Genomic DNA, 25,055 nt, shown 5'->3' with positions numbered 1-25,055 from the left:
GTTACACCTCCCGTTCCTCTTGGTACATCCCAAACTCGGTTTCAACGGTGAAGCGGACCAAGGCGGTATCCAGTTGATAGTTGAAGCTAAACCCTGTCACGGCGGATATCCGATCATCCTGTGTTAAAGCTTCCCGCACCCAACGTTCTACCTCGGATTCAAACACCGCCCGGCCACGAACGGCGCTTAAGTCCATCTCATTCCCAAAGTCACCGCTGTATATGAGATGTTCAAAACGCCGGGTCGAGAGGATCTTAAACACCGTCTGCTTGACTGCCTCTATCCCATCCACTTTGCGGCTGCTAACCCTGCCATTGTTCCAATCGAAACGGTAGGTTCTGCTTGGTAACGGGACCGGCTCCAATTCCTCTTCGGTCATTTCTACATCGCTTTGAGGTATCATTCACTCACCGCCTTATCTAGCACTAAATATTTCTGTCCGCCTTGTAAACGGAGCAGAATCACAGCGTCTCCCACGGCCAGTCCCTTACGTATGACGATGGGCTTCACTGGGAGAGCGGGCTCGGTTTTCTTCGTGCTAGATCCGGTGCCGGAGTCATCCGTGTATTCGTGGGTATGGTGAAGATCGATCTCATAACGGGTCAAGGATTCCGGTACAATTAAAAAAGCCTCCGAGAGTGTCAGGCGTTGATCCAGCCTAACCTCCAAGGGGCTTAATGATATGACGGTTCCGAATTGTATGGCGACCGGATTACCAGCGCCTACCGCTTCAACGGCCGCTTTTTTGATGATATCCAGCATACTTACACCATCCTCAAATCAAGGGTCATCGTATGAACTGCACCAGATACGCTGTGTGTACATTCATCAACCAAAAAGAATTTATTTATCCCGAAGCTTTGAATCTGAATATTGACGTACATTCCAGCACGCAGCCGGAAGTCGCCAATCGCCTCAATTTTCATCTTCCGTGTTTCCCGGTTCTTGGCCGTAATCAAGCGGGTCAAAAGGTCATTTATCTGAGCCTTGTTCATGTCCTCGTTAACGCTTTGATACAGCTGAAGCTTCCCCCATTTTTTAATCCGGCTGCTGTCCTCGATCTTGAAGGTTTCCCGTTTACCAGACTTCTCGTTATCCCGATAGAGTACGATATGGTTATAGGTGTCTTCGTCGATGGATTTCGAATAGGTGAAGTCTGTCATCAGGCTACCTTCCCCTATGACAAAGCCGTACTTCATCTGTGTAATGTTTTCTAGAGTCAGCTGCCCAAAGTTGTCATATAACACGAAATTGGTGCTGTACTTAATCAGCGTTGTATCCAAAGCCCAACAAACCATATCCATGAGGGTTTGATCATCCTGCAGGAAGTTTGGGATCTTGTACTTGGTATCGGCTAGCTTTCCGGTCTTCAGGTTGAAGTCTTTGGCGATCCGCTGGATGATCTGGGTCGCAGTCACGTTTGTCAGCACATAAGTATGATTCGCGTTCAGGTAGCGAAGCTGATCATAGGCCAGTATCTTCGCCTCTCCGTTCCTGCTCATCTCGAATTTGAAGATGTAGCCCATGAACACTTTGTTTGTACCGTCGGTAAATTGGACGATATCCCCGTTTTGGTAATTAAATTTCTTATCCTGGTAAATACCGCTATCAACAAGGGTAAACTCCAAAGAGGAAGCCTTCCCGATCCGGGACGTAGAATAACGGATATCCTTAACCACATTCGATACGTCCCAAACGTTCCCATCCTTATTATCAATCACGATTTTCATTTCATCACCCCGGCAGCTTAATCACGGTTCCGACCTTCAATTTTTTCGCCTGGGCTTCCGTGATATTGTTCAGTTTCATGAGTTCCTTGTACCGGCTGCCGTCTCCAAGATTCGCCTTCGCGATCGTCCAAAGCGAATCACCGCTTTTAACCTTGACCGTTTTTGGCTTGGCTCGTTCGTCTGGCCGTTTTGGCTTAGTGGCTGCGGCTTGCTTCTTCTTGCCGGGAGATGCGGCAGACGTCTTCGCGATCGTCACCTTTTTGGCCGAATAAAACACATATTCCTTAAGGGACAACGTGTATTCGAAGTCTCCAGGCGCGCCGCCGACTTCCTTATAGTTGAACTCCTCGATGGATACCGGTATGTTGATCTTCAAACCCTGGCTAATATAAATAAATCGGATCGGCTTCTTCTTGTTCATCCAGTCCTCAATCCGGCGAATGTAGTCAGCGGGGGCGTCAAACCCTTTAGATGGAATAGCGTCTGACATATCTGCGGGGAACACGCCGCTGAATGTAATTTCCTTGAGCTTTGGCGCATCGATCGCATTGATCCAGCCAAGGCCGGCGACGTTGTGCTCTTCCCCATCACCTTCGCCCTCGATCTCGATTTCTTCCGGAAGGACCGGAATTTGAAATACCACCGCTCGGTTATTAAAGCTCAGCTCGATGCTGTAATCCGCCATCAGTTGTACACCCCTTTGGCGCTAGCTGCGACCTCGTCCTCAAGTCGAGTTGTCAGTTTCGTTACAATCGAATCCAGATCGCCGCTGTTGTTGATATTCCCGGTCTTCAGATTAACGGTAGGTGTCAGGGTTATGAAGTTTTGAATATTCTTCATCTCTGCGATATTTCGCATAATCTTCAGGTCCTCGCTACTGATGTCCACCTTACCCTTAACCTTATCAACCTGCTTTACCTTACCGACTTTATCAATGTCATTCGATTTAGGCATCTTCATTTCTGGAACTACATAGTCGCCGGCTTGGCCTGCACCCTTCTTTTTCCTCTCTGCTTCTTCTTGCTCCTTAGCCCGTTTGGCTGCGCGATCGTCCAGCCAATTCTGGACCTTAGCCTCTCGTTCAGCTGCTTTCCCCTCAGCCTTCTGTTGAGCTGCCGCTATCTTGGCTTCGCCTGCTTGGCGTGCTGCTTCGGCTTGGATTTGAGCTTCTGCAGAAAACGTGACGCCGTCGATATAATCGAATGATACACCAGGTATATTTCTAAGTTTCTCTATCAAACTGTTAATTTTATCAATAGCACCATTAACCATCTGGTCGAGTGCTTTTAACGTTTCGACTTTTGCTTCATGGAAAGCATTCGAGATCCCAACTCCAATTTTCATAAAGAAAATAGGTATCTGGTCAAAGAAGTTTAAGATCGCATTCCAGGCCCGCATGAAACCAGCGGCAAATTGATCATTTGTTTGCCAAAGGTTATAGAGCCAAGTAACCAACGCAACGATACCTGCAATGAGTAAAATAAACACATTTGCTTTCATGGTCGCGTTTAGCCCTGCCCATGCTATACGCAATCCATTGACAGCTGCAGCTTGAATGAATAACGCTGCCGTCTGTATGCCAGTGGCAGCCGCGCCTACAATCATGGCTATCTTGTTCACGGCCATGATCAATGCAAGAGCACCTAACGCACCGACCACCCCGTAGACAATGGGCTGGAGTAACGGCCAGTTGGTCCTCATGAAAGAGAATACCTGGGTCGCCATATCTAAAAACCACAAGAGCGACCGGACTGCTCCCCCTATGGCCCATGACAACATATCAAACGTGTTCTGGAATTCACCAGACTCAAAGCCGGCATTAATCTTGTCGAATAGAGGAGCTAGTGACTGTAGCCCGGCCTCACCTGCGGAAGCCATGTTAAACTTGAAGGTTTGGAGAATTCGATTCCACTTTGCGGCAGGGGAATCCAGCATTTTCTCAAATGCTTCTTCGGTCAGGTTTTGCTGATCCAGCATTTTATCCATACCTTTAATGAATCCGTCAACATCGCCCCTCATCCCGGCTAGCCGAGCTTCGCTGTCTTTGAGCATGCTTCGACTGATGTTAAAGCGTTCCGAGATGGACGTATAGTCGCCACTCAGGAGTTCCTTCAGCGAAAACGCCGCCCCTTCAAGACCCTCAGTCGGATTCAGCTTTGCAAGGCGCATAGCTAGTTTATTAATGTCCGTTAACTGCTTTGGATCCATCGTTGCCGACATAAATGACATACTCCCTAGCAAGCTCGCGTCAACGTCTTGGCCGTATTTGAGGGCCTGTTGAACGGTTTGGTTGTAAATGGCTCTACCTAAGTTCTCGTTGCCGGATCGGGAGGTAAAGGTGTTCAGCATCTCTTGCTGTTTCATCGCCCCGCCAATCGTCGCGCCGCCGAGTTGCTGAGCGCCATGAAACGTAAGATATGCAGCAACAGCCCCCTTGATCGTCCTGGCCAGTCGTCCTGTCTCCCTTTGACCCCTTCGCACGGAATCATTAAATCGATCTTGCCGCCTTGTAGAATCTTCGATCGCTTCAGTAATCCGGCTTTCAGCAGATGCAATTTGGTTTTTTGCAGCTGCCAGCTGACGGTCGATATTAGCGTTCCGATTCGTAGCCCGCTGCATTTGCTCCATCGTGCTGATTACGATGTTAAGGGCATTCGTAATGTTCTTCAAAGGCCCGGTCATTGAGTCAAACATCTTGAGCGTAGAGGATACCGTCGTCATGACATACCTCCTTTCAAGCAAAATAAAAGACGCCCTCAAATCTGAGAGCGCCGATTTATCATTCTACACTATTAAAAATCTCAATAGCTTTTTCATTACTTGTCTCTAAAATAAACGCCTCATTTTGAGGCCAGTCCTTCATGAGATCACCTGATTCAGACTTAACTTTTTCAGCTTCTTTCTTAGATTCGTATTCATAGATTGCAACTTTTTGCTTGTCGAAATCAAAAATAACGCCATCCTTTGCATCAATCATTTGGAACATGGGCTTCTTATCAGAGTCCACCTCGATACCTGCATCCTGATAAGCCTTGATAAATTTGTCCAGCGTCAGATCCTTATTCTCCGCCTCAGCCGAACCACATCCCACGACAGCAACCAATAGCAACAAGAGTACCGCAAATAAACCCAATGACTTTTTCATAAATTCGTCCCCCTGAATAGGTCATATTTCCCAATCATTCTACCAAATTTTACAGGCTTGGGTCTACCGCTTTTTACCTTTGAGCTTTTTGGCCTCTTCCTTTTCCTTCTCGATCCGGATTGAAATCATAGCGTAGATGGCAGCCCGTTCCCGGACTGACATCGCCATAAGTTGGTGTGGAAGGATGTGCAACTCATGGAGGGCATAGTACGCATAGTTCGCGTCACCATCGCCCTCCTTGATTAGTTTTTTACCTCGTCCACCAGCTCGTTAACATCACGGTCAAAACCGTTCATTGCCTGAGCTCGTTCGGTCAGCGCAGCATATTCTCCAGGCAACAGCATCTTACGAAGCAGCGCCTCCGCGCCTGTAACGCTGTAGGACTTTTGCAGATCCGCGTTCTGCAGATCCGGGAAGACGACGCAGCTGGTTGTTACTCTTGCAACGTAATCGTTCGGGTCGATCTCCGGCAGGTATACCCCATTTTTACCCTTTACCTTCCGAGTGGCTGCCTTTCGGATCTCGGCGTTCTTCTCTTCTGTGATACTCCGAAGCTTCCATTTGACCGGCTTTCCTTCCGCGTCCTTAAAGCGCTCCGATACAGTGAAATCCTCCGTTACCTCCAATGCGGCATTATCCGCAAAAAACATAGACATATCAGACATAGTTATTCCCCTTTTCTATTCGTTAGATTTTTAGATTATTACGTGCCCAGGACTGGCTCCTGGAACGACTGACCCAGATCAACGTCATCAAACGTAAAGCTAACCTCTTCCTCCAGCGCCTCCGATTCTGTATCAAGTGATGCCATGACCACACTGTCCAGGTTTACGCCTTTGAGTGTTACCGTCTGAGCACCAATGGAGGACGATGGATCCTCGTTGGTAATTGTGATATCGAAAAAGGTATCCCGTCCGGTTTTCATGTAATCGTACATGAGTTGACGAAACAATGTCGTCATATAAAAAATCGTCATTGTCCCGGAGCCGTTCCACCCGGTGGCTTTGTGTTGGACTCCACGGCGGCCCAATGTCTTCACTTCCGATTTATTCTTTTCTACCGTGGCCTCCAGCGTCTTAACGTAGAACATTTCATGAACCCTGTTCTCGATTGTAGCGTAGGCCCGGCCTTCCTGGCCGGAGATCGTATCCTGGGCCTTCAAAAATCCTCCCATGCTTTAACCCTCCTTATCGGACAAATACCCGCATATAGATTTTTTCGATCGCATCCACCGGCTGCACGCGGAGTTCAACATACACACTGTCAGCTGTCTTTCCTTGCTGTACCGTGACGTCTGTCTGGGCATCAAAGTTCTGCACGGCACCGATACCCACGAGCGTATCGATATACGTAACGATTTCCTTCCGGAACAGTGCCCGGCCATCCACGTTATTATCCACCTTACCGATGTAGAACTGCTCGAAGATTCGTTTCAGATCATTCGCCAGGCTATCCAATACGCGGAGCACACGGTTTTTGGATCGCTCCCGGCCTTTCGTCGCTGTAAAGCTCCGGAACGTGTTAATGTCCTGTTCGACAACAGCGCGGCCGTAGGAGTGGATAAATAGGAATTCGCCGCCTCGCAGTGCTGCCTCGATCTCGCTGTTCGTGTAGCGGACATCCACATCCACAGCATCGTCATAGGCGGAATATGTCAGGGACTCATCTGCAGCAGCTCCCGCGGTAGCCCCGGCCACCCAAGCGACCGCCTTCACTTTGTCCAGGATGGTACCGTCTGAGAGGATAACGCCGTTTTTGACGCTAATGACGCCCTCATAGTCCGCTACCGCATAGTCGGCCATGACCACCTGCACCTTTTTGCCTTCCTGATCCCGCATCCGTTTGATGGCTGCCGTGTATACCGGCTTCAGCGTGGCGTCGGTACTCAGTAGACCGATGGTGTTGAAATCATAGCCCTCGATCTTGGTCAGATAATCCGTGTGGTCCCCATTGGTCACAGTACCGTCTGCGCCTCCGGTCAAGTTCAGTCCTGCCGTGACGTCCGGCGCGCCTGTGCCGCTGAATTTAACCCAATTGTTTTCGACCAGATCCTCGATCTCGGCCACGATCTGGGTATCCATCACCTCTCCGGCAATCAGTGTAATGACGTCGAATTTCGCAGGGTCGTCGATATTGTTCTGTACGATAATCCGGATTTCGTTCCCGCGAAGTCCTCCGTGTATTGCCGTCACTGTCAGCCCTGTATTCGTGGCTGTTGCAGCAGTACCGGCATTCAAACGATACAGCAAGACTTTACTGGCTCGCTTCAGAGCTTCTCGCAGCGGTAACAGCTCGGGAGCCGAAATATCGTAACCCAGAACGTCCTTCGTATCCGCTCCAGCCTCTACCGTAATGACTTGTTTGGACGGCCCCCAGGACAGCGATAACGGCAGTGATGCGACGCCGCGCTCACCCAGGGTACCCATCGTTTGCTCAGTAGTCTCAAAGACGATATACACCCCGGCGCGGTCCTTGTTTTGCGTTTTCCATGTTCCTCCTGCCATGCTCTACACCTTCCTCTCTTTGAATGATTTGATTACGGTTGTTGCCTCGTCCAGCGTATACGTCTTGTCTGGCGACAGCAGGCCCATCAGGACGTCTTTTTCTGACGTGGTAAACCGTTTGGCTTCCACCAGCTGCTCCTTCGTATAACGTGGCGCTGGTTGCGTCTGTGCCTTACTCTCTTTTGTACTCATTTTAAGCGACCCTCCTGTTCCATTTGTTTCATCTTGATTCCCGGTTCTTTGACCCTCATGACGTGATAGTTGTAATCTACAAAGAAATGCAGCACGTCATCGATCACCTCAAAGTTCATGCCGGTTCCCCTAAACTTCATGCCGTCGATCTCGATCCACTCCAGGACGTCCAGCAGCTGGCTAGCGATCGAAATGAAATCCTCATTCGTGGCTGAGAAGTAATGCACGTTGAAATAGTGGTTTTGTCCATACCGCCGTCCCTGGATCCGGCCATGGTCTGCATTCAGAAGCAACACGATAAAGCAGGGCTCGGTTAAGCCCTGCCTGTTCTTCCCGTATACTTTCCAGCCAAAGGTGTCCTTCAGCTTTTTCATGACGGCATGTGTCAATTGGTCAGCATCCATAGTATCACCTCACCGGCTTGGCCCGCGGCCGTTCATAATTTGTTTCAGCAGCTCCCCCTGCCTGCGTTCCAGGTAAACCGGCAACTCCTTTTCGAGCTGCTTCATGGAGATGTTCATCATGAACCGTCCTTCCACCCATTCGGTTTTATCGCGGTTCCGATGGCCGTTTTCAACAAAAGAGGCGTACTCGGTATTATTGAATATCTCAACAACATAAGAATCGCCGCGCCGCTCTACACGGCCCACTCGCCAATTCCTCCGTAGCTCCCCTGAATCCACTGGCGTACGCTTCTTGATCTTCCTCTCGGCACGGTAAGCCATCTCCAGCAAAAAGTCCTGAATGAAGCGATCGATCACCCTTTCATCCAGCGCCTTTTTGAAAGACTTCGCCATGCGTTCCAGATCGTCAAAATCAAAGCTCCCCCATCTCGGCATTAGGCTCGATCCTTCCGGGTTAGATTGACTTCTTGATGGGTCGAATACGGCGGAAACGGTTCGCCGGCGGTAAAGTGATACTTCCGGCCGTTGCGAGTAACCTCCAGCTCGTCGCCTTGAAGGATTTCGACTTCCGGTGCGATGAATAGCTTGGCGTCATAATCGATCTGGTTCTCGGCCTCAGTTTGACCATTGCGAGCTAGACCTGTCTGGGAGATCCGGCAAGGAACATCCTGGTATTTTGTGATTAATCGCTGCTTGGTTTCGGAACCCTCTTCGTAATCCTCATATCGTTGGATGACAGCCCGATCCGTGTAGGTCTTCTCCAGCTTTCTGCGATACTGCCGCAAGTTCATAGCCTACCACCTCAATTTACGGTACCGATTCAGATCCATGCGATAATTCAAAACCACTTGATCAAGGGATGACTTGGTCATGTTGCTAACACCAGCAGAAGAACTGGCCGGTGAAATCGAAGTATCCCCGATTTTGATGCTATCTCCCCCGCCTGCTCCGTCGCTGATCTCATCCACATTCGGCAAGTCCACCCTGGCGGCATCAAGCGACATGGCTGCCCATGTGAAGGATAATTCCTCGGGGATCTCCTCAAGATTGCAGTAATGCATGATCCGATATCCGATTTCACGAATATAGGAAACGACAAGCCCTTTAAGGGCGTCATCCTGAAGCTGCAAACGCTCCTTGATAATCGCCCATATGGTTTGTTGATCTTCAGGTTTACTTGGGATCATCAGGATTCACCTGATTATTAGGATTGTCGGAAGCAGAGGGGTCTTTACCAGGTGTAGCTAAGCCTTTATTTTCTTCCTTCTCGTCAACCTCGCCGTCGCCTTGATACCCTGCAGCCTTCAATTTTTTGGCGATGCCTGCATCTTTAGTTTCAAAGACCCCTTTATCATCAAAACGCGCAATCGGTTGACCATTCTTTTTATCCAGTACGATCAATTTGGGTTTCGCAACGAATTTCATATATGTTCATCCTCCTTTATGGTGTATTGGCAGCGATCTGCCGGGCAATTTCATCGTGTATCATCTTCGCCGAAAATAGACGGCCAGTCGTGTCTGTTCCGGCCTCCAATTGAGCGGCGGTTCCATTGGAAGGCGCTGCGGGTATAGCTAGGGCTGAACGGATAGCAGCAGCATCAGCTCCTGTTAATACCTGTCGTCCGACAGTTGAGGCATCGCTGATCTGAGCGGCCGTATGTGTATGTGCAGCTGGGGCAAACGTTGACGGTTTCCCCGTTATGTCTCCCCAGGTTACCGTAACCGGACCTCCAGACCCCGCATTTTCAACAATATCAATAAGCAGCCGGCGCAACTCAGGTTGCAATCCGACTGCTTGAGCAATTACATCTTTTAAATCCATAGCTCCATGTCCTCCTTATTAGGCTGTCGCTAGATTTTCAATTTTGCCGTGCATAAATGCCGGACCATGATCCAGACCGATCTGGCCGAAGATTTGTCCTTCATCCGCTGCACCTTTCTTGCTTAGTTCCTCATAGAAGAAGTTACCCTTCCCAGGGACCGGCTGGAATACAGGCGCGACCACCGACATCTCAGCAACAAGAATGCCAGAAGTAGGGTTAAAGCGATTCAACATAATACCGATATTACCAAAGTCGGTTTCAATCTGTTTGATGTTCACACCGCCCACGTTGCGATCAGTAGGAGCATACGAGTACAGGTCCGTGATGATCTGTTTCAGATAAGCGTTCGTCCACAAAACCACATTGGAGAATACAGCACCGTTGGTGTACATCTCTCTCCACAGGTTTTGAAGGATATCACGTTTCAGATCTGCACCAGCAGCATCGATTGCTGTGCCGGCAGCCTCATACATCCCCCGAGTTTTGTTTGCTTCCGATGCTGTTGTGGCTTTTTGATACTCCCCATTGATAAACGACCATTCAACGTCGCGGGCGATCTTTCCAAGTTGTCTGGCAATCTGGAAATCTTTTTCGCTCGGGGCATTGTTGGTTTGACCTTGAGTATTCAAACCACTCAAACGACCCGAATTAGATTGCTTTGCGTACGTCAAAGAAACGCTCTCGTGAAAGATCTGCGTTACGTTTGTATTTTGATTCCGCACATAGGAAATGGCTTGCGGTGCTGTCACCGAAGCTTGCTCCGAAATCCCTGGCTGAGAAGCAGCTGGGTACTCGTACAGCGAAGAAGTCGCAAACTCGAAATTCTGAGTTTGAAGACCTCCGGTCATACCACCAATAGCAGAAAGAAACGGCGTGTTCTCCGCATCCGCTGTGAACAGCTCTCCCGCATAGTTTGGAAGATTAAAAGTATTACCTTGCCCTGGTACGTTTGGCATTTAAAATTCATCCTTTCTCTTCGGCTTTTTGCAGCTCGAACATTTGATTTTTCAGTGCGATTTGTTGCGTGAAATTTTTGGACTCTACCGCCTTTTGGTATTGTGCCGTAAGCTCAGCCATCTGCGGCGATTGCTCCCGGTTTGGCTCGCTGCCTTCTGGTGGCTGGATACCTTTGAACTTCGGACCCTTTGGCTTTTCGGTAAACAAAAAAGCCTTCGATTCACGAAGACCCTTAAGTTGATCGTCCAGGCCGCCTTTAATGCTGCCGTCCTCATTCAGTTCAATCTTGTCTTTGTCCAGAAGCCCAGCAACCAGATCAGGGTCATGTGCCTCCCCGGCAAGCGTCAGCTTCAAGGCTGTCGCCAGCTTCAGATCCTCCATATCCTTGGCATACTGCTCCGATGCCGTCTTGTTGTCGTTCTGAAGCTTGCTGATCTGCTCCTTGAGCGCTTCGTTATCCCCTGCAGATTTCTTCAATTCGGCCAGCTGCGTATCCCGATCCTTCAAGGCATCCTCTGCCGCTTTCTTTGCTGTGTTCGCCTCGTCGAACTTTTCCTTCGGGAACCATTGGCCGTCTGAAACGACAGCAATTTTATGTTTATCCCCAGCCTTTTCAACAACCTGTTTATACAGCTCTTCTCCCAATACTTCTTTCAAATCTGGCATTCTCAACACGCTCCCGATTAGGTTTTTTGACTGGTAACCCGCCAGCACTCGGCTTGCGTTCAGTTTTACCCCGAACCTTTAAAGTGGGCAATACAAAAGGGCTGCGAAAGTCTCATTCACAGCCCTGCTACGGTGTAACCTCTTTGTATTCAGCTTCAAAGCTTACCTTGTCCATTCGTTTCAAAACTCCCGCTGTATCTTTGACAATGTAATCACCTTGATAAGCTTCAATAACGTCAAAGTTGCTACGGATCACACGCAAGCGCACACCGTACGTTCCGAATTCAACCGAAATGGGCATGCCTACAAAGGCAATGATTTCAGTGATATGCGCTGAATCCAACCCCTGAAACTGAATGGCCTGCACCGAAATACGCTTCTCATATACTTTAGCTCCCATCAGAACGCCTCCTAAATATGGTTTTTGGGCATAAAAAAGCACTCTCATAAATTCGAGAGTGCCAATCAATATATTTCGCTTCCATCAAACTTCCATCCGTATTCTTTTGGAAGCAGATCTTCGCCGGCATCCAGGCTCTTATCGATCTTCTGAATCAGACCTTCCGTCGTCTCGCTACCTGGAATCATCTCCAGCGGTACGCATGAGTCTGGAAATTTCTTTTCAAACTCCTGCATCTTGGCCCATAACTCATCCGTCACAATGACCATCAGATCTCCTCCAGTATTTGTTGAAATAGAGCAAATGACTTCGGAAGAAACTCCCTCATCAATGCTGCCCGTTTACCGCTAGGGTCAAAACTTGCTTCAAACATGTGTGCAAACGCCTCTTTTTCAATAGCGTTAGGCAGCTGCTGCCAATACTTCGGGCTGTGACCGTACTTCCCTTGGACTCTTCTCCGTGTCACCCCGCCGTAAATATCCGAAATCGCTGAATGAAGCGCACCATCGCCCTGTCCTAGAATCATGGAAATCTCAAGCTGTGCTTGTCTCAAATCCACGCCTTTATTTTTGGTGTAGTTCTGCATATAATCCTGGACGTCTCGAAGAACAGCCTTCTTGAAGTCCTTCGCCTCAATACCATTCAGGTCTATATGTGATACGCCATCATACGTCGCACCTTTTAGCTTGATCGCCGCCATATTATCAACATAATGGCCCAGCTCATGAAAATAGGTCGCTCCGCTTCCCCTAGGATTCTTTAAGTCATCCGCAAAGTCCATATTTACGATCTGGGAAACCGGCGAGTAATGGGCTCCTTGCTTGAAGCGGGAGTCCTTGATCACGTTACCCAGAACATATTCGGTAAAAACACGCTTGGCTACATCTGAACCCGCGCTGAACCGATCAGTCAGAACCTTCTTGTATTCCGGCGTTGCATCGGTTCTGGCCATGATCGACTTAAATTGGTCATCTGCCTTGAGTATATCCTTTTTCTGGGTGTTTGGCGAGTCGATATACTCCTTCTTCCAATCTTCATACTTCATGTCTGCTGGAATATAGATCCGTTTGCCAGTATGGTCCTTGGCGATTCGTTTGCCTGGATCCACTTCGTCATCAAAATAGGCAGTAACCGTGGTTCGGCAGCGGGCGTGAAACGGTGGATAGTTGACGCTTACTTCGCGCTCACTCAACTTGAACACCTTGCCGTCCATGACGCGGCAGGTCTCACTAGTCTTACTATCCAAAGTAGCCAGTATTTCATATTCCTCGACGACACCGCTGTTCTTGTACCCGTCTGCCGTTGCCTCGTTGATAATGTGGGCGCTCTCCGTCTGGACCAGCCTTTCAGCGGTTGAAGTCGCTACGCCCATCCTCTTCGCCAGCAGCTCGCTGACCTTTTTGGCACTGTCGCCACGAATGAAGGATTGAGATAATGCGGTCCGCAACTCCCGAAGCAGCTTATCGCGGTCGTCCCAGATCCGGGAGCTGTAGTTCTTCCCATACCATGGCCGGCTGATTACTTCCTGCACGGCTTCCTTATCGGCACGAGCAAATGAAGCGAGGATCCCTTTACCACCCCTGTTGATTTCGAAGAGGGTTCGGTGATAAGTATCCTCGCAAATATCACCCAGCAGCTTCCCTGTGCCCGCCTGCTGGCTTGCGGCCAACATTTCGACCTGATGCCTCACCTGAAGCTGCAGAGCCTCCAGACGGGTAACACGGGTCCGGTAATAGACGTTATCAAGCTCCTTGGTCCACTGGCCGTCTGCATTGTTCTTGGCCTTCTTCCGGAATTCGCTTAACGTCATTTTAAACTCGGCCAGCTCACCAGCTGTCAACATTCGCTTTGCCTCGGCCATACTGACCTCATTGTTATCAGCGAACCGTGCGTAAAAGGATTCCAGATCCCGTTGTATGGATTTCTCTGCTAGTTTATATTGCCGCTTGAGACCGGCAGCATATCGGTCTGATTTCTGAAATTGTCGGCTCGCAACTTGTTCAGCACGCTTCCGCCAATAATCCTGCGACTTCATGACGTTTCATCATCTGCCGTTTGATTTCCGGTGTGGAATCCTACCACTGGGGTGCCTGAATCAGTAGCATCGATAGGAGTCATTACTTCAACAAGTCTAGCCAACACCACAATCTCTTCAGAGCACACCACTCCCTTTTTTACCTGCTCATAAAGTTGGGTCGATAACTCACAAATCAAGAAATTGACTTTTTGTTTAGTTTCCATCGTCAACATCATCATCTTCACCACCTTCATCAGGCAGCCCATCATATTGCCCCTGGTCAAATTTCGTTTGAGCAGCTGCCTCTTCTTTTGCCTTTCGGTCCATCTCATCTTTGGTATTTGTCGTCCATGGATGGTTTGCCGTAACCGTCTCATCCGAGAGAATCCCCACGCTCTTCTGTGCATTCTCAACAGCTTCGGTTTCGTTAATCACAATGTCCCGGTTAAAAATAAAAGTGACTTTCTCATTAGAGAAGTCACCCTGTCCGGAATTGGCTAAATGGACATCGATAAACCAAAGCAACTGCTCAAATGCCCATTGATATTCGGTTTCGATCAGATTGCAGTCCATGTCCAGATCCGCGTACAGAAACTTAAGCGCGATCCCTGACGGATCTCCACCGAAGTTGTTTGCCTGGGTATCTACGCCGCGGCCAAACTCGTAAATGTCTCGGCGGTTCTGGTCCTGGTGCTTAGTGTGTGCTTCGGTATTGATCGTAACATCAAGCTTATCCACACCCCCATCATCCGTTACCTTCACCGCCCGGTAAAGGGTTAACTTCTCCCGGAACTCGCCCAGATCCACCCCGTCATAATTCTTCAGCACCATAATGCTATTCGGCGTATCTTCCAGGTTGTTCGAATTGTCCGATTTCTGCTTATCATAGTCATCGACTAGTGATTTAATCTGATGCAGCAGCGGAAGCTCTTCAGCGTTGTACTTGAAGCAGATAAACGGAACCTTTGTCCAGTTAAACGGTGCCTCCGTCTCGTCCGGATTCATAAGCGTAAAGTGTGCGGATGCCCACCCATTGCCATATGTTGCGATATCGGGCACCACTTGATCATCCTGATAGATGAGGCGTTTGACGCCTGACTGGTCCCAATATTCCACTTTGGTGACTTCCTTACGGTTCTGGGCTTCATATGTGGTATATGAGTAGACCCGTATGATCGCGTCCAATTCCGTATGGTCCGCATCCTTCCACAGCGGAATGACTTCATGGCTTGGGATTCGCTTCAGTTTGAACTCCCCGTTCTCATCATAATAAACGTGGATCCAGGCTTTCCCCTTTTGAATGGACTCTTTACCCACACGCTGCAGTAATCGCTGAAACTCCTTCTCGAAAAAAGTGTCGGTCAGCAGCTCCTCATACTGTGTATTTTCCGTTTGAACGGTCAAAGGCTTAGAAAGAAGATAGCCCACCTTTTGATCCACTAACTTTTTGGTGAAGTTGTTGACCAGCTTGTTATTCGCTACATTATCCACGATTACAGGTTTACCGTCCGCGCCTATGGTGTATTTCTTGCGGAATACAATATCCGGGTAATCTCGATAATACCGCTCTCCCGTGATCATCCATGCACGCTCATCTGATTTTAACCAGTCTTTTACGGCGTTGTAGATAATCTGGTCCATGCCCATCGGGGCGTTAAGTGTGAGGTTAGCCAGTATCGAATCCGTTGCAGTAGGACCATGAAAAAACATTTGCTTCCTCCTTTCTTAGTCGAATGACACACTGCTTGGCTTCCGGATCTGCTCCATGGCGTACCGCAGCGCATCAATCGTATGATTGAAGTCATCTATCGGCTTATTCAGGAATTTGCCGGCTTTGTTCTGCTCCCAAACATAGCTCGAAAGCTCGATGCTGACGTTAGGGCAGCGGAACTTATGGACAATGATCTCGTACTGCTGCAGGTACTGAATGCCGACCTTGACGCTGTCGCCACCCTTTTCCGCAGCGCGGATCCGGCTTATGCCCAGCCCTCGAATCTCATCGATGGACTTTGGCTCCGAGGAATCAGCGATAATTCGCTCCTTGGCATGCCCCTTGGACTTGATCATGGTCGCGATGTCATCGTTCATCATGCCGTGTTCATAATGCTCGTCGAAGATATAAAGCTTCTTCTCTTCCTTGTTCACCAGTGCAGCTACGAGAGCCGTCGGGTCATTCGTGTAACCAAAGTCCAGGCCGAACACTGCGCGATATCCTGGAAGCTTAGCGATCGCCCGGTAATCAAATTCCTCTTCTCGCCAATCTTCAAATATTGCGCCTTCTGCTATACCCCAATCGCCGTCACCTTCAACCCTGTGACGCTTCGGCTTATGCTTCTTCATCCAGGCGAATCTTTCACGGTCATCGTCGCCCAGGAATTCATTGCAGCGGTACGTTGTCGTCATGGCTAACGTGTGTGGATCCGAGTTATCGAAGAAGCGGGATTTCAGCCAGTGCTTTTCGTTCCATGGGTTAAATGTCAGCGTCAGCTGCTTAAAGTACCCTTCTGGCATCTCACCCCGAATGGACATATCCACCTTGTCGAAATCGTCCTCGTTCATGATTTGATAGGCTTCTTCGAACCAAGCCCAGCACAAATAGCCGGTGTCCACCGTGATAGAGGTGATTGACATCGGATCATCGAGGCCCCGGAACAGAATCTTCTGACCGGTGGGCTTATATATAGCCTCCAGCGGGCTTTTCTTAAAATTCCATAGATGGGCTACCCCTAGCCGGTTAACGGCCCATTTGAGCTGCGCCCATGTGCTGTCCTTATGAGTATTGAACGTCTTCCGGAGGACCAGCGTATTCGCCAGCGGCATCTTCATCATGTTGTATGGGATCCATAATGCATTCGTGACGCTCTTCTTGGATCCGCGGCCACCCTTAACGACCCGGTAACGCCCTTTGTAGCGCCAGAACTCGGCATAGCCTTTTCCGACGGTCTGCTGTAAGCTGATTTCTCTACTCATGCAGATCATCCTTAAACACAACGACTTCCGGATTCGATTCGTTGTTGATTTTCTCGACTTCACCTTTCAGCCTGGCGATCCGCAGCTCCTGTTCTTCGGTCGCCAGATCCGTCTTCAGGAGCTCGTCATATTGCTTGATTAGGCTTTGAAGCGTACCCATGGCCCGGCTTTGAGCCTGGAGGAATGTGGCTTGCTTGTCCCAAGCCTGCTGGACCTCCCAGCGCTCACCCCAAACGTTGCCGCCCTTCTCCTCGATCTTGGTCGTCGTGACGTCTTCCCTATCCTTAACGTACATAATTTGCTGCGCCCGGATGATAGCCGTGTACTGGATCATGATGTTATCCCAAACAATGTCTAGCGGCTCCTTCGTCTGCAGCTGTTCCATGATCTCCAGGGAATCAGCCGGCAGATACTTCTGGAAGAAGCCATGTGTAACGGCCTTATCGTTTCCTGGAGGGCCGCCCGGACCGCCACGGTTCCCCACCGCGTTCTTATTGCCCTTGGGCGCTCCGCCTTTGTTTGTGTGCACACTTTTTGATTTGTGTGCACCCTTTTCGCGGATCCAGCCATGCCGTTGCTTCCAGCTTTTCACGGTGTTAATCGAGACGCCGTGTTTATCAGCAATCTCTTGATATTTCATGCCTGACAGATAATCCTTCTCGGCCAGCTTATGCAATTCAGCCATTTACACGATCACCACCCCCGGCGTTGTGTTGGTTTTGTGGAATTTCACAACTCCACCCCCTATAAAAAAAGGCCGTGATCATTATAATCACAGCACAAATTAATCTTTATTCCTGTTTGCCAAATGCTCTTTCATTTGTTCTGCTCTTTCAATACTTTGTCTATAATCGAAATCATCCAAAAACAACTTTAATCGCTCATAGAGAGCATCTCGTTCAAAATTCTTCAATTTTTCTTGTTCTATTTGGATGTGCAAGTTCTTCAAATCATTCTTATAAATTAAGTAACAATAGACACCGAATCTAAAGGCTGACATCATCATGTAAAACAAAAAGATGATTAGTGTAATAACCAGTAATGTATTCATGTGGCTTTTCTGAGGTTCCAAAAAGAAAGAGACAAAAATAGTCCAGAATAAATAAGCAAAAGAACCTGCAAACGCATGATACAAAAATTTGACTAATTTAAAGAAGTTTGCCTGTGAAATTGCAGCAAAAGTCGATTCTAACTTTAGGCTCCCAAACAGTGTAAAGATCGTAAAATAAATCCCTGTAAAAACAGCAGCAATAGTTGTTAGAACCCCTTCCTTAGCAATTAATGTATCTTTTACTTTAGTGGCCAGAAATTCATTTAACCCAATAAGGCTAATTTCTGGATAGTAGATACCCAACAAGAAATTTACTATAAGTATCAAAGAAAGTCCTACTGTAAGTAGGCTCAATAACCTTCGTTCAAGGAAGTCAATTTTTTTATCCAATCTCCTTCCTCCTTTTCAAGTCATTCGCTATCTTGGTCTGCAGGAAAATCGGTTACGATCTCTGGAAGCGCCTTTACCTCGAAAGGACCCAGTGCTAAGTATTTGGAATCACCCGTTCTCCCGTTTACATAATAATCCATTTGCATTTCATCCGCAACTAATTCCCATCCAGAATTCCCGTCTTCATCTTTCATAATTACCTTCTTGAGAATTCCAGCATTCTTAAGATCAATATTCTCAATATTACCGGTTTTAGGACTCTTGTATCGAACTTTGACGGATTCGAAAAGCTCATCTTCCAAGTTCAACTCTTTAACAAGATCAACAAGTTGATCCGGTTTAATCACATTATCTTTTCTGGATCTACCGTTACTAAATGCCAGTGTTGCAACATTCGCTCCAAAAACATCGTGTGTCTTCACCGAATCATCAATAATATCCATAAGAAGGCTTTCACGCTTTTTCTCATTTTTTTCTTTATTTCGAATGGGCCCATGGGAGATATCAAGTTTAAATTCTATAGAACGAATATCATCTGAGTCTTCAACATCTGAAATTCCACGATCGGGTTCCTGCGCAACCAATTCGAACTCCCATCGATTAGCATCGCTGTTAGGTAAGAATGTGTTTAGATATTGAATAATATGCCCAGGTCTAGCTCCAAAATGATTGTATTCAATCAATACCATCCTGGAAAGTGGAATGAATACGGCTGAAGTAATTTCTAACACATCGTTATCTATTCGATCAGCTGTATCAGTACCTCGTTGACCTGTATAAGGTTTATTATCCCTATACTTCCCAATCGCAACTTTTCGATTTTGTGCCGTTGTTGGATCTAAAACGTTAGGATGCGCCATGTCAATCATTGACATGCTTCCTCCTTTAAGTTTTGAACGGTACCTACCTGCGGAGTCAAGAAGCATAATTTTATCTATGAACTTGGTAACGTCAATATTCGTTCTGCGGCCGTTATATTTAATAAAACAATTATAAAAGTGAATTGTTCTGCTCAAAACTATACCCCCGGTTTTTATATTAATGGTGTTAACTTATTCCAATAATATACCAGGTGAACATCGTAATCTACTACTATTTCCCTATTACTTTAGAATCAGTCATAATTTTCGTAGATTAATTTTTGAGACGCTACAACAAAGTCAACATCTCCTAATAAAAGACCGCCTCGATCCGAGACGGCAAGAAGGGGAGATGTAAAAAGGTTTGAAAAATCCGAACGGCAGGATTTGAACCCACACTACTTACTCCCAAGGCAAGCGTGCTACCCAGCTACACTACATCCGGAAATGATGGCACCGGCATCAGGAATTGAACCTGCTCACTCTGCTCTCTGTTTTGACAGGGGCCCCGCAGCGCTCTACCGTTGAGCTATACCGGTGAAAATTTAAAAAGAGACGGCCGCCTAACGGCTCGTTTGGTCCATTGACGACCGCCTCCTTACATGAAGGGCACAATATCATTTTAGCAGGGGTTGACACGAAAAACAAGAACATATGTTTGTCATTTTGCGGTCAATTTTCTGTCATTATCGCGCCAAGTTTGCGTATTCCCTTTCAGCTACTCGGATCCGCCGTCTGACTGTGCTTTCAGATAACTCAAGTTTTTCAGTAAGCTCCTTAAGCTCCATCCCCTCTACGTATATCCATCTCAGCAGCGTAGCAGCATAGGGTTTATACTCTTCAAGGGTCGATAGGATAAAATCCATCCGCTCAAGATCAGCCTGTAGATCCTGCAGCTCCGTCAGGCGTTCTATGATCCCCTCCACGTTATCCCGGATCTCGTAACCTCTTGCCTCGATCACCTTCTGAATCTTCCGCCGCAGCTCCTTAAGCAGCTCCGTGTCTTCTGGATCCATCACTTGAACCGGGATGGCTTGCTTCTGGGCTTTAACACCGGCAGGGTACCGGGTCATATAAGCGTGGGCTACACTCTCCAATTTCTGCTCAAATCTGGAGAGATACATGTATGATGGCAGCCCTCTCAACTTGCGGTGCAGCTCCTGCAGCTGGTCATCCTCATTCAGTCGGGATACGGTGATTCCGGCACCCACGCTATACGTCGATAGTGCCTGTATGCGGGCTTTCTTTTGACGGTATTGGGAAAGCTGCTCTATCACCTGTTGTTCTATTGTCATGATGCCTTCATCCTTTCTATTCTGGCTTTAACGGCTTCCATCAAGGCATCTTGCCCGGCAGCCTTACGCTCCAATGCTGCTACGGCGTCCTCATCCATTGTCCCCTCGGCTACCAAGCGGATTACTACGATGTTGTGCCGTACTCCTTGACGGTGGACCCTTGCATTAGCCTGCTGGTCTTCCTCCAGGCTCCATATCTGATCAAACCAGACAACCGTCCGGCAGCTTGAATCTTGGAGGTTCAGGCCGTGTCCGGCTGACTTCGGGTGCAGAAGCAGCAGCGGGATCTCGTCATTATTCCAAGCCCGGATATCCTCATTCCCGTCTTTACCTTTCCGTAGGATTCTTGCTTGTGGGAATCGCTCTTGGATCCGCGACAGGCTATGCTTGAAATTGTAGAACACCATAACCGGCTTGCCGTTGGCTGCCTCGATCACGTCCTCCAGGGCGTCCAGCTTGGCTTCATGAATCAACTTGACGCCCTTTTCCTCGTCGTATACCGCTCCGCTAGCCATCTGCAGAAGCTTATTAGACAGGACGGCCGCAGTGTTAGCCACGACATCAGCGTCCAAAAACGGAAGCAGCAGCTCCTTTTCCAGTTTCTTGTACATCTCCTGCGCTTTCGGGCTTAAAGAGATCTGGATCGTCCGATCAATCCGTTCAGGCAGTTCCAGCCAATCTTCGGCTTTCATACTGACGGCGATATCAGAAATGGCCTCGTATACCCGTTCCTCTGCTTCCTGCTTGGCCTTCCATTCGTAGACCACATGGCCGCTACGGCTGCCTGGTGTAAAATAACGATCGCGATAACCGGTTATTGTCTTACCTAATCGTTCCCCTTGATCGATCAGATACATCGGCGCCCAAAGATCCATAAGGCTGTTTGGTGCCGGCGTACCTGTCAGGCCGATCACACGCTTCATCATTGGCCGGACCCGGCGGAGGGCCTTGAAGCGTTTTGCCTGTGGATTTTTGAAGCTGGAAAGCTCATCGATCACCACGGTATCAAACGGCCACTGGCTGCCGTACTCGCTGACAAGCCATTCCACATTTTCACGATTGATCACGTAGATGTCCGCCTCTGCTTTCAAGGCTTTGCGTCGAACCGCAGCACTCCCTAAAACCTTACTGATCCGAAGATGTCTCAGATGGTCCCACTTCTCAATCTCTCGGGCCCAAGTGTCATCTGCTACCCGCAAGGGTGCAATAACCAAAACACGACCAGCCTCGAAATAATCATTCAGTAATAAATCCATGGCAGTCAGGGTACTAACTGTTTTACCTAATCCCATCTCAAGCAGCAGCGCAATGTATGGTGTATCCAGGATCCGCTGGGTAGCATACTCCTGATACTGATGCGGTTTAAACTTCATTTGGCTCTCACCTCGTCTATAAACCGGTCAATGTCCTCGTTTGAATCAATTTTATAATGTCTGTGCCCCATGCTAAGCAGCTTTCTCTTCCAACGCTCCTGTAAGGGCTCCAGTTGCTTACCCGGTGCTTTCATCTCGACATATATCGTTTGTCCGTTAGGAAGAAGTACCAATCGATCAGGCACTCCTCGATTTCCTGGGCTCACCCATTTTGGCGCTTCCCCGCCGATCCGTTTGACTTCACGGACCAAACGGCGCTCCAGTGCAGACTCTCTCATATTTGCTCCTTTCGTCAGGTTGCCGATTTGCCCTGTACGCGCACGTACTGCGTTTTTACGCGTTTAAGTTATATTTGCGTATCCCGTATACGGGTTAATTTATATTTTTATTAAAATAGTAGATTTTACGGCAACCACGGCAACCAGCACACGTGAAGGCTTGATGTTATGCGGTTTTATCTGGTTGCCTTAAAACGATTTTCACGGCAACCTCTCGGCAATTGCGGCAACTTTTCGGTTGCCGTGGTTGCCGTGAAATCATCTTACGGCAACCTTTCAAGGCAACCATTGGTTAGATTCGTTCAAACACTCTTTGAACCCCATAACCAGGCACTTTGGCTTTGCTTTTTCGCTCCTTCCATTCAGGGAAGCGTCGCATTATGTCCATAATCTCTTTTGACTCCCAGGTACGCATATCGCCGCGCTTTTTACCAAGGCATTCGGTCCATATTTGAGCTGCACACACTCGATCCCGTAGGTCATCAGTAGGGCGTCCCATGTCGTCCTCTAACGGCATATCAAGCCATTCCTGAATAATGCCTTCTCTTGGATCCATCTCCATGTGTGCAGCTTGTTGTCGTTCCGCCTCCATGCGGGCTTCCTGATCGAGCTCCAAGGTTTCCCCCGCCTTAAACCAGCTCAATACCTCAGCCCATATTTGGCTCACTTCTTCCTCGGTTAATTCCTCCCAATGGCTTCTTGTCGCCCGATCTGGGAATATCTCAATGGGCCAAAAACGACGGTTCCCGGTCGCATCCCGGAGAAAATCACGGGTATTTGTCGTCCCGAAAAAGACGCATTTCCGCGGGAACTCGGATACCTGACGGTCATAGGCCACCCGGTACCGGTCCTCTGTTTTGGATAAAAACGCCTTGACCTCTTCAACCTCGGTCTTTTTCATGGCCGACAGCTCGCCGATCTCGAAGATCCATCCGCTCTGCAGGTGTTCACCGGCTTCCTTATTCTCAAATGTCCGTAAGGAGTCAGAGAACCATTCACGGCCAAGCTTCGCCAGCAGGGAGCTTTTCCCGGCCCCCTGCGGCCCGACAAGAACCAGCATCTGGTCAAATTTACATCCTGGACGGTATAGCCTTGCAACAGCAGCCAGCAGCATCTTCCGTGTCGCCTGCTTGGTGTAATGGATGTCTGCTGCACCCAAGTAATCGATAAATATCCGTTCTGCACGCGGCAGGCCGTCCCATACGGCGCTTTCGACGTAGGACTTGATCGGATGGAACGTATTACGATGGACTACCTCCGTGAAGGCATTCTGTATGGTCTTGGCCGAATTGATGCCATGTACCTTGGCAAACCAATGCTGGAGCCGTTTATCATCTGCACCCAGCCAAGGTTCATATGACCGTCCAAGACGTTCCTGTTCACGCCACGGCAGCGACCTCCGGATCACCTCTGTATTCCCGAAAGCGTCATAGGCCAGGACGTTCTTCCACGGCCCATGCGACAGCATGAGCTCTACGTTTCCCGCCGTCGGCAGTGGCTCCCCTGTCTTATGATGAATCTCCAGTTGATCCTCCCAATCCAATTCATCCGGGTCGTCCTCGTCATCGGGAAACTCGTCTGCCATTTCAGCGAAATCCGCTTGGCGCTCTGCGAAGACAAGCTTCTTTACCTCCGGCCGCTGCGCCGCCCACTGCTCCATAGCCAGGTGACTCGGCTTCTTCGCATCTGGCGTATGATCTTTCACTCGCTCGTCCAGATGGCCGAATTTATGAACTCGTACAAGGTCAAAAAGATTATAAGTGCGACCGTCTGCGATCGGATCACTGTCCTGATGGGAGAATGCAAGATCCTGATCCGGATAGACTTCCAGACCATTTCCGCTGGACCCCTTGGTATATGTGTAGCGATCTGGCATTGAGCCTTTTTCGTAAACATCAGATAAGAAGGTTTCTATTCCTTCTTCAATAGTGAAAGCTCGGCAGAAAAGGCCTATGGTCCCGAACTTCTCCCGAGGATCTTGCGCTCTCTTGGCTACAAGCTGAGCAGGAGATTTATCTTCCGGATGTCGCGGCCAGGAATTGACGTCATGCCAGTCAACATACTCACTCAGGATCCTATCCACGGAAAGCGGATCACCTTCGAAAACTTCCAGGATCGGATCAGGTGCATCTTTTGAGCACGAAGGTAAAAACATGAGCCTGTGAACCTGGAACGTGGTTTTGTCGAAATACTCCATACCTATATGCTCCGACAGTTTACGGCTAACGGCTGCATACTCGTCCGGACTCATGTTCCGATCTGCTGGAATGATCAGGCGGTATTTCGGCTTTTCCGGGCGGTGACTGTGTGTGGAGTAAATAACGTAGGCCGTCCCTCCCAGCACAAGCTCAGCCGAAAATAAAAAATCATCGTCTCCGCGATCGACATCCAAGGTAATCAAGCTCCGGCTATCGACATTCTCCTTTTTCCGGCGCCCCGTGCGGACAAGCCCGCCGACAAAAGCGGACCCGTCCTTGGCCTTGCCACGGTCGGTAGTGTTCATCTTGTCGTATTGGGCCATCGTCTCTGCTGTCCGCCGGACCTTCCGCAGCCGGTCCACGAACTCATCCCAAGTCAAATATTCAGTTTTCCAGTTCGTATCAGCCCGGTGCTTGCCGAAGCTAATGTCCAGTTCCTGCATGATGCCACCCCTATTACGTTCTATTTCACTTTCTCTGAATGGTTAGCTTGCCGATCATCATTAAGTAACGACTCCCAGGTGTCCTCTTTCATCATCCGTTTGGCTTCTTGGAGCGCCCAGATAACTACGTCAATAGATTCTGGCTTATCAAAGGTCATTCTGAGAGGTGTTTCTTCTGGAGTCGCTACGATCTTGTCGTTTGGCTCCCATTTCCCGATTGGCCGAGCTTCGTCATATTCCTGAAACACCACGACACCGCAAGGATAATCAAGCTGTAGTAATCCTGGTGACACTTTGATGTCTCCTGAACCCATCTCTATTTGCATTGCTCCATTGTGATTGATTATTGGCATATTGAT

At 48.7% G+C, this 25,055-nt stretch carries 32 protein-coding genes and 2 tRNA genes; all 34 read right to left on the bottom strand.

The genetic code is table 11. The annotated features are described in order from the left end of the window. Position 1 precedes the first annotated feature (1 nt). The 34 genes from MKY82_RS08555 to MKY82_RS08390 all read right to left on the bottom strand — a co-directional run bounded on the left by MKY82_RS08555 (position 2) and on the right by MKY82_RS08390 (position 25,049). Positions 2-403, bottom strand: a complete 402-nt coding sequence (locus MKY82_RS08555; RefSeq protein WP_339295930.1) for a DUF2634 domain-containing protein — start codon at positions 401-403, stop codon at positions 2-4. Then, the gene (locus MKY82_RS08550; RefSeq protein ID WP_339295929.1) at positions 400-762 is read right to left on the bottom strand and encodes a DUF2577 domain-containing protein; all 363 of its coding nucleotides are present in this window, start codon (positions 760-762) and stop codon (positions 400-402) included. The genes MKY82_RS08555 and MKY82_RS08550 overlap by 4 nt, the downstream gene beginning before the upstream one ends. 2 nt (positions 763-764) lie before the next feature. Next, positions 765-1,730: a hypothetical protein gene (locus MKY82_RS08545; protein WP_339295928.1), complete on the bottom strand. Its 966-nt coding sequence runs from the start codon at positions 1,728-1,730 to the stop codon at positions 765-767. A 4-nt stretch (positions 1,731-1,734) separates the two neighbouring features. Further along, on the bottom strand, positions 1,735-2,415 hold the full coding sequence (locus tag MKY82_RS08540) for a LysM peptidoglycan-binding domain-containing protein (protein ID WP_339295927.1): 681 nt from the start codon (positions 2,413-2,415) through the stop codon (positions 1,735-1,737). Then, entirely contained in the window at positions 2,415-4,451 is a 2,037-nt protein-coding gene (locus MKY82_RS08535; RefSeq protein ID WP_339295926.1) for a hypothetical protein, read from the bottom strand. The genes MKY82_RS08540 and MKY82_RS08535 overlap by 1 nt, the downstream gene beginning before the upstream one ends. 58 nt (positions 4,452-4,509) lie before the next feature. Further along, the gene (locus tag MKY82_RS08530) at positions 4,510-4,875 is read right to left on the bottom strand and encodes a hypothetical protein (protein WP_339295925.1); all 366 of its coding nucleotides are present in this window, start codon (positions 4,873-4,875) and stop codon (positions 4,510-4,512) included. A 242-nt stretch (positions 4,876-5,117) separates the two neighbouring features. Next, positions 5,118-5,540, bottom strand: a complete 423-nt coding sequence (locus tag MKY82_RS08525; protein WP_339295924.1) for a phage portal protein — start codon at positions 5,538-5,540, stop codon at positions 5,118-5,120. Between the two features lie 38 nt (positions 5,541-5,578). Next, a complete protein-coding gene (locus MKY82_RS08520; protein WP_339295923.1) occupies positions 5,579-6,049 on the bottom strand; it encodes a phage tail tube protein in 471 nt (156 codons plus the stop codon). Positions 6,050-6,062: 13 nt separating this feature from the next. Continuing rightward, positions 6,063-7,379, bottom strand: coding sequence for a phage tail sheath family protein (locus MKY82_RS08515; protein ID WP_339295922.1), 1,317 nt, complete (start codon positions 7,377-7,379; stop codon positions 6,063-6,065). A 3-nt stretch (positions 7,380-7,382) separates the two neighbouring features. Continuing rightward, the gene (locus tag MKY82_RS08510) at positions 7,383-7,571 is read right to left on the bottom strand and encodes a hypothetical protein (protein WP_339295921.1); all 189 of its coding nucleotides are present in this window, start codon (positions 7,569-7,571) and stop codon (positions 7,383-7,385) included. Continuing rightward, positions 7,568-7,975, bottom strand: coding sequence for a DUF6838 family protein (locus tag MKY82_RS08505; protein ID WP_339295920.1), 408 nt, complete (start codon positions 7,973-7,975; stop codon positions 7,568-7,570). The genes MKY82_RS08510 and MKY82_RS08505 overlap by 4 nt, the downstream gene beginning before the upstream one ends. A 9-nt stretch (positions 7,976-7,984) precedes the next feature. After that, positions 7,985-8,410: an HK97 gp10 family phage protein gene (locus tag MKY82_RS08500; protein WP_339295919.1), complete on the bottom strand. Its 426-nt coding sequence runs from the start codon at positions 8,408-8,410 to the stop codon at positions 7,985-7,987. Then, positions 8,410-8,766 (bottom strand): ABC transporter ATP-binding protein, encoded by a 357-nt coding sequence (locus MKY82_RS08495; protein ID WP_339295918.1) that lies wholly within the window; start codon positions 8,764-8,766, stop codon positions 8,410-8,412. The genes MKY82_RS08500 and MKY82_RS08495 overlap by 1 nt, the downstream gene beginning before the upstream one ends. 3 nt (positions 8,767-8,769) lie before the next feature. After that, the gene (locus tag MKY82_RS08490; protein ID WP_339295917.1) at positions 8,770-9,162 is read right to left on the bottom strand and encodes a DNA-packaging protein; all 393 of its coding nucleotides are present in this window, start codon (positions 9,160-9,162) and stop codon (positions 8,770-8,772) included. Continuing rightward, positions 9,149-9,400: a hypothetical protein gene (locus MKY82_RS08485; RefSeq protein WP_339295916.1), complete on the bottom strand. Its 252-nt coding sequence runs from the start codon at positions 9,398-9,400 to the stop codon at positions 9,149-9,151. Before MKY82_RS08485 ends, MKY82_RS08490 begins: the two co-directional genes overlap by 14 nt. Before the next feature lie 16 nt (positions 9,401-9,416). Continuing rightward, a complete protein-coding gene (locus MKY82_RS08480) occupies positions 9,417-9,797 on the bottom strand; it encodes a hypothetical protein (RefSeq protein WP_339295915.1) in 381 nt (126 codons plus the stop codon). 18 nt (positions 9,798-9,815) lie between these two features. Further along, positions 9,816-10,754 carry a DUF5309 family protein gene (locus MKY82_RS08475; RefSeq protein WP_339295914.1) on the bottom strand — a complete coding sequence of 313 codons (939 nt, stop codon included), beginning with the start codon at positions 10,752-10,754 and terminating at the stop codon, positions 9,816-9,818. A gap of 7 nt (positions 10,755-10,761) precedes the next feature. Continuing rightward, on the bottom strand, positions 10,762-11,421 hold the full coding sequence (locus tag MKY82_RS08470; protein ID WP_339295913.1) for a phage scaffolding protein: 660 nt from the start codon (positions 11,419-11,421) through the stop codon (positions 10,762-10,764). Between the two features lie 127 nt (positions 11,422-11,548). Next, entirely contained in the window at positions 11,549-11,821 is a 273-nt protein-coding gene (locus MKY82_RS08465) for a hypothetical protein (RefSeq protein WP_339295912.1), read from the bottom strand. Between the two features lie 65 nt (positions 11,822-11,886). After that, positions 11,887-12,090 (bottom strand): hypothetical protein, encoded by a 204-nt coding sequence (locus tag MKY82_RS08460; RefSeq protein WP_339295911.1) that lies wholly within the window; start codon positions 12,088-12,090, stop codon positions 11,887-11,889. Further along, entirely contained in the window at positions 12,090-13,856 is a 1,767-nt protein-coding gene (locus MKY82_RS08455) for a minor capsid protein (protein ID WP_339295910.1), read from the bottom strand. Before MKY82_RS08455 ends, MKY82_RS08460 begins: the two co-directional genes overlap by 1 nt. Further along, positions 13,853-14,077: a hypothetical protein gene (locus MKY82_RS08450; protein ID WP_339295909.1), complete on the bottom strand. Its 225-nt coding sequence runs from the start codon at positions 14,075-14,077 to the stop codon at positions 13,853-13,855. The genes MKY82_RS08455 and MKY82_RS08450 overlap by 4 nt, the downstream gene beginning before the upstream one ends. Next, the gene (locus tag MKY82_RS08445) at positions 14,052-15,548 is read right to left on the bottom strand and encodes a phage portal protein (RefSeq protein ID WP_339295908.1); all 1,497 of its coding nucleotides are present in this window, start codon (positions 15,546-15,548) and stop codon (positions 14,052-14,054) included. The genes MKY82_RS08450 and MKY82_RS08445 overlap by 26 nt, the downstream gene beginning before the upstream one ends. Before the next feature lie 15 nt (positions 15,549-15,563). Continuing rightward, positions 15,564-16,808 (bottom strand): PBSX family phage terminase large subunit, encoded by a 1,245-nt coding sequence (locus tag MKY82_RS08440; RefSeq protein ID WP_339295907.1) that lies wholly within the window; start codon positions 16,806-16,808, stop codon positions 15,564-15,566. Continuing rightward, complete coding sequence (terS, locus tag MKY82_RS08435; RefSeq protein WP_339295906.1) at positions 16,801-17,493, bottom strand: phage terminase small subunit; 693 nt, start codon at positions 17,491-17,493, stop codon at positions 16,801-16,803. Before terS ends, MKY82_RS08440 begins: the two co-directional genes overlap by 8 nt. Before the next feature lie 99 nt (positions 17,494-17,592). Then, complete coding sequence (locus tag MKY82_RS08430) at positions 17,593-18,249, bottom strand: hypothetical protein (protein WP_339295905.1); 657 nt, start codon at positions 18,247-18,249, stop codon at positions 17,593-17,595. 20 nt (positions 18,250-18,269) lie between these two features. Then, positions 18,270-19,118, bottom strand: coding sequence for a DUF6731 family protein (locus MKY82_RS08425; RefSeq protein ID WP_339295904.1), 849 nt, complete (start codon positions 19,116-19,118; stop codon positions 18,270-18,272). 363 nt (positions 19,119-19,481) lie between these two features. Further along, positions 19,482-19,554 (bottom strand) — tRNA-Pro (locus tag MKY82_RS08420). A 6-nt stretch (positions 19,555-19,560) separates the two neighbouring features. Beyond that, positions 19,561-19,648: transfer RNA gene (locus tag MKY82_RS08415), tRNA-OTHER, on the bottom strand. A gap of 147 nt (positions 19,649-19,795) precedes the next feature. Further along, complete coding sequence (locus tag MKY82_RS08410) at positions 19,796-20,404, bottom strand: ECF-type sigma factor (RefSeq protein WP_339295903.1); 609 nt, start codon at positions 20,402-20,404, stop codon at positions 19,796-19,798. After that, positions 20,401-21,777 carry a DEAD/DEAH box helicase gene (locus tag MKY82_RS08405; protein WP_339295902.1) on the bottom strand — a complete coding sequence of 459 codons (1,377 nt, stop codon included), beginning with the start codon at positions 21,775-21,777 and terminating at the stop codon, positions 20,401-20,403. Before MKY82_RS08405 ends, MKY82_RS08410 begins: the two co-directional genes overlap by 4 nt. Next, complete coding sequence (locus MKY82_RS08400; RefSeq protein WP_339295901.1) at positions 21,774-22,055, bottom strand: VRR-NUC domain-containing protein; 282 nt, start codon at positions 22,053-22,055, stop codon at positions 21,774-21,776. Before MKY82_RS08400 ends, MKY82_RS08405 begins: the two co-directional genes overlap by 4 nt. Before the next feature lie 292 nt (positions 22,056-22,347). Continuing rightward, on the bottom strand, positions 22,348-24,696 hold the full coding sequence (locus MKY82_RS08395; RefSeq protein WP_339295900.1) for a virulence-associated E family protein: 2,349 nt from the start codon (positions 24,694-24,696) through the stop codon (positions 22,348-22,350). Positions 24,697-24,716: 20 nt separating this feature from the next. Beyond that, the gene (locus tag MKY82_RS08390) at positions 24,717-25,049 is read right to left on the bottom strand and encodes a hypothetical protein (protein WP_339295899.1); all 333 of its coding nucleotides are present in this window, start codon (positions 25,047-25,049) and stop codon (positions 24,717-24,719) included. Between the last annotated feature and the right edge of the window lie 6 nt (positions 25,050-25,055).

This window comes from Paenibacillus sp. FSL W7-1279, from assembly GCF_037969845.1.
Classification (GTDB): domain Bacteria; phylum Bacillota; class Bacilli; order Paenibacillales; family Paenibacillaceae; genus Paenibacillus_AQ.
The sequence above is the reverse complement of the archived record's forward strand: the minus strand, read 5'-3'. Positions and strand labels throughout refer to the sequence as shown.

What these genes read in the sequence shown, in the direction of transcription:
- MKY82_RS08485 (WP_339295916.1), bottom strand. Translation starts at nt 9,400, where the DNA reads ATGAAATTCGTTGCGAAACCCAAATTGATCGTACTGGATAAAAAGAAT.
- MKY82_RS08465 (WP_339295912.1), bottom strand. Translation starts at nt 11,821, where the DNA reads ATGGGAGCTAAAGTATATGAGAAGCGTATTTCGGTGCAGGCCATTCAG.
- MKY82_RS08510 (WP_339295921.1), bottom strand. Translation starts at nt 7,571, where the DNA reads ATGAGTACAAAAGAGAGTAAGGCACAGACGCAACCAGCGCCACGTTAT.
- MKY82_RS08480 (WP_339295915.1), bottom strand. Translation starts at nt 9,797, where the DNA reads ATGGATTTAAAAGATGTAATTGCTCAAGCAGTCGGATTGCAACCTGAG.
- MKY82_RS08540 (WP_339295927.1), bottom strand. Translation starts at nt 2,415, where the DNA reads ATGGCGGATTACAGCATCGAGCTGAGCTTTAATAACCGAGCGGTGGTA.
- MKY82_RS08555 (WP_339295930.1), bottom strand. Translation starts at nt 403, where the DNA reads ATGATACCTCAAAGCGATGTAGAAATGACCGAAGAGGAATTGGAGCCG.
- MKY82_RS08505 (WP_339295920.1), bottom strand. Translation starts at nt 7,975, where the DNA reads ATGGATGCTGACCAATTGACACATGCCGTCATGAAAAAGCTGAAGGAC.
- MKY82_RS08445 (WP_339295908.1), bottom strand. Translation starts at nt 15,548, where the DNA reads ATGTTTTTTCATGGTCCTACTGCAACGGATTCGATACTGGCTAACCTC.
- terS (WP_339295906.1), bottom strand. Translation starts at nt 17,493, where the DNA reads ATGGCTGAATTGCATAAGCTGGCCGAGAAGGATTATCTGTCAGGCATG.
- MKY82_RS08405 (WP_339295902.1), bottom strand. Translation starts at nt 21,777, where the DNA reads ATGAAGTTTAAACCGCATCAGTATCAGGAGTATGCTACCCAGCGGATC.
- MKY82_RS08425 (WP_339295904.1), bottom strand. Translation starts at nt 19,118, where the DNA reads ATGATTGACATGGCGCATCCTAACGTTTTAGATCCAACAACGGCACAA.
- MKY82_RS08535 (WP_339295926.1), bottom strand. Translation starts at nt 4,451, where the DNA reads ATGACGACGGTATCCTCTACGCTCAAGATGTTTGACTCAATGACCGGG.
- MKY82_RS08545 (WP_339295928.1), bottom strand. Translation starts at nt 1,730, where the DNA reads ATGAAAATCGTGATTGATAATAAGGATGGGAACGTTTGGGACGTATCG.
- MKY82_RS08490 (WP_339295917.1), bottom strand. Translation starts at nt 9,162, where the DNA reads ATGATCCCAAGTAAACCTGAAGATCAACAAACCATATGGGCGATTATC.
- MKY82_RS08450 (WP_339295909.1), bottom strand. Translation starts at nt 14,077, where the DNA reads ATGATGATGTTGACGATGGAAACTAAACAAAAAGTCAATTTCTTGATT.
- MKY82_RS08475 (WP_339295914.1), bottom strand. Translation starts at nt 10,754, where the DNA reads ATGCCAAACGTACCAGGGCAAGGTAATACTTTTAATCTTCCAAACTAT.
- MKY82_RS08410 (WP_339295903.1), bottom strand. Translation starts at nt 20,404, where the DNA reads ATGACAATAGAACAACAGGTGATAGAGCAGCTTTCCCAATACCGTCAA.
- MKY82_RS08525 (WP_339295924.1), bottom strand. Translation starts at nt 5,540, where the DNA reads ATGTCTGATATGTCTATGTTTTTTGCGGATAATGCCGCATTGGAGGTA.
- MKY82_RS08500 (WP_339295919.1), bottom strand. Translation starts at nt 8,410, where the DNA reads ATGCCGAGATGGGGGAGCTTTGATTTTGACGATCTGGAACGCATGGCG.
- MKY82_RS08515 (WP_339295922.1), bottom strand. Translation starts at nt 7,379, where the DNA reads ATGGCAGGAGGAACATGGAAAACGCAAAACAAGGACCGCGCCGGGGTG.
- MKY82_RS08470 (WP_339295913.1), bottom strand. Translation starts at nt 11,421, where the DNA reads ATGCCAGATTTGAAAGAAGTATTGGGAGAAGAGCTGTATAAACAGGTT.
- MKY82_RS08455 (WP_339295910.1), bottom strand. Translation starts at nt 13,856, where the DNA reads ATGAAGTCGCAGGATTATTGGCGGAAGCGTGCTGAACAAGTTGCGAGC.
- MKY82_RS08390 (WP_339295899.1), bottom strand. Translation starts at nt 25,049, where the DNA reads ATGCCAATAATCAATCACAATGGAGCAATGCAAATAGAGATGGGTTCA.
- MKY82_RS08530 (WP_339295925.1), bottom strand. Translation starts at nt 4,875, where the DNA reads ATGAAAAAGTCATTGGGTTTATTTGCGGTACTCTTGTTGCTATTGGTT.
- MKY82_RS08440 (WP_339295907.1), bottom strand. Translation starts at nt 16,808, where the DNA reads ATGAGTAGAGAAATCAGCTTACAGCAGACCGTCGGAAAAGGCTATGCC.
- MKY82_RS08495 (WP_339295918.1), bottom strand. Translation starts at nt 8,766, where the DNA reads ATGAACTTGCGGCAGTATCGCAGAAAGCTGGAGAAGACCTACACGGAT.
- MKY82_RS08400 (WP_339295901.1), bottom strand. Translation starts at nt 22,055, where the DNA reads ATGAGAGAGTCTGCACTGGAGCGCCGTTTGGTCCGTGAAGTCAAACGG.
- MKY82_RS08395 (WP_339295900.1), bottom strand. Translation starts at nt 24,696, where the DNA reads ATGCAGGAACTGGACATTAGCTTCGGCAAGCACCGGGCTGATACGAAC.
- MKY82_RS08460 (WP_339295911.1), bottom strand. Translation starts at nt 12,090, where the DNA reads ATGGTCATTGTGACGGATGAGTTATGGGCCAAGATGCAGGAGTTTGAA.
- MKY82_RS08550 (WP_339295929.1), bottom strand. Translation starts at nt 762, where the DNA reads ATGCTGGATATCATCAAAAAAGCGGCCGTTGAAGCGGTAGGCGCTGGT.
- MKY82_RS08520 (WP_339295923.1), bottom strand. Translation starts at nt 6,049, where the DNA reads ATGGGAGGATTTTTGAAGGCCCAGGATACGATCTCCGGCCAGGAAGGC.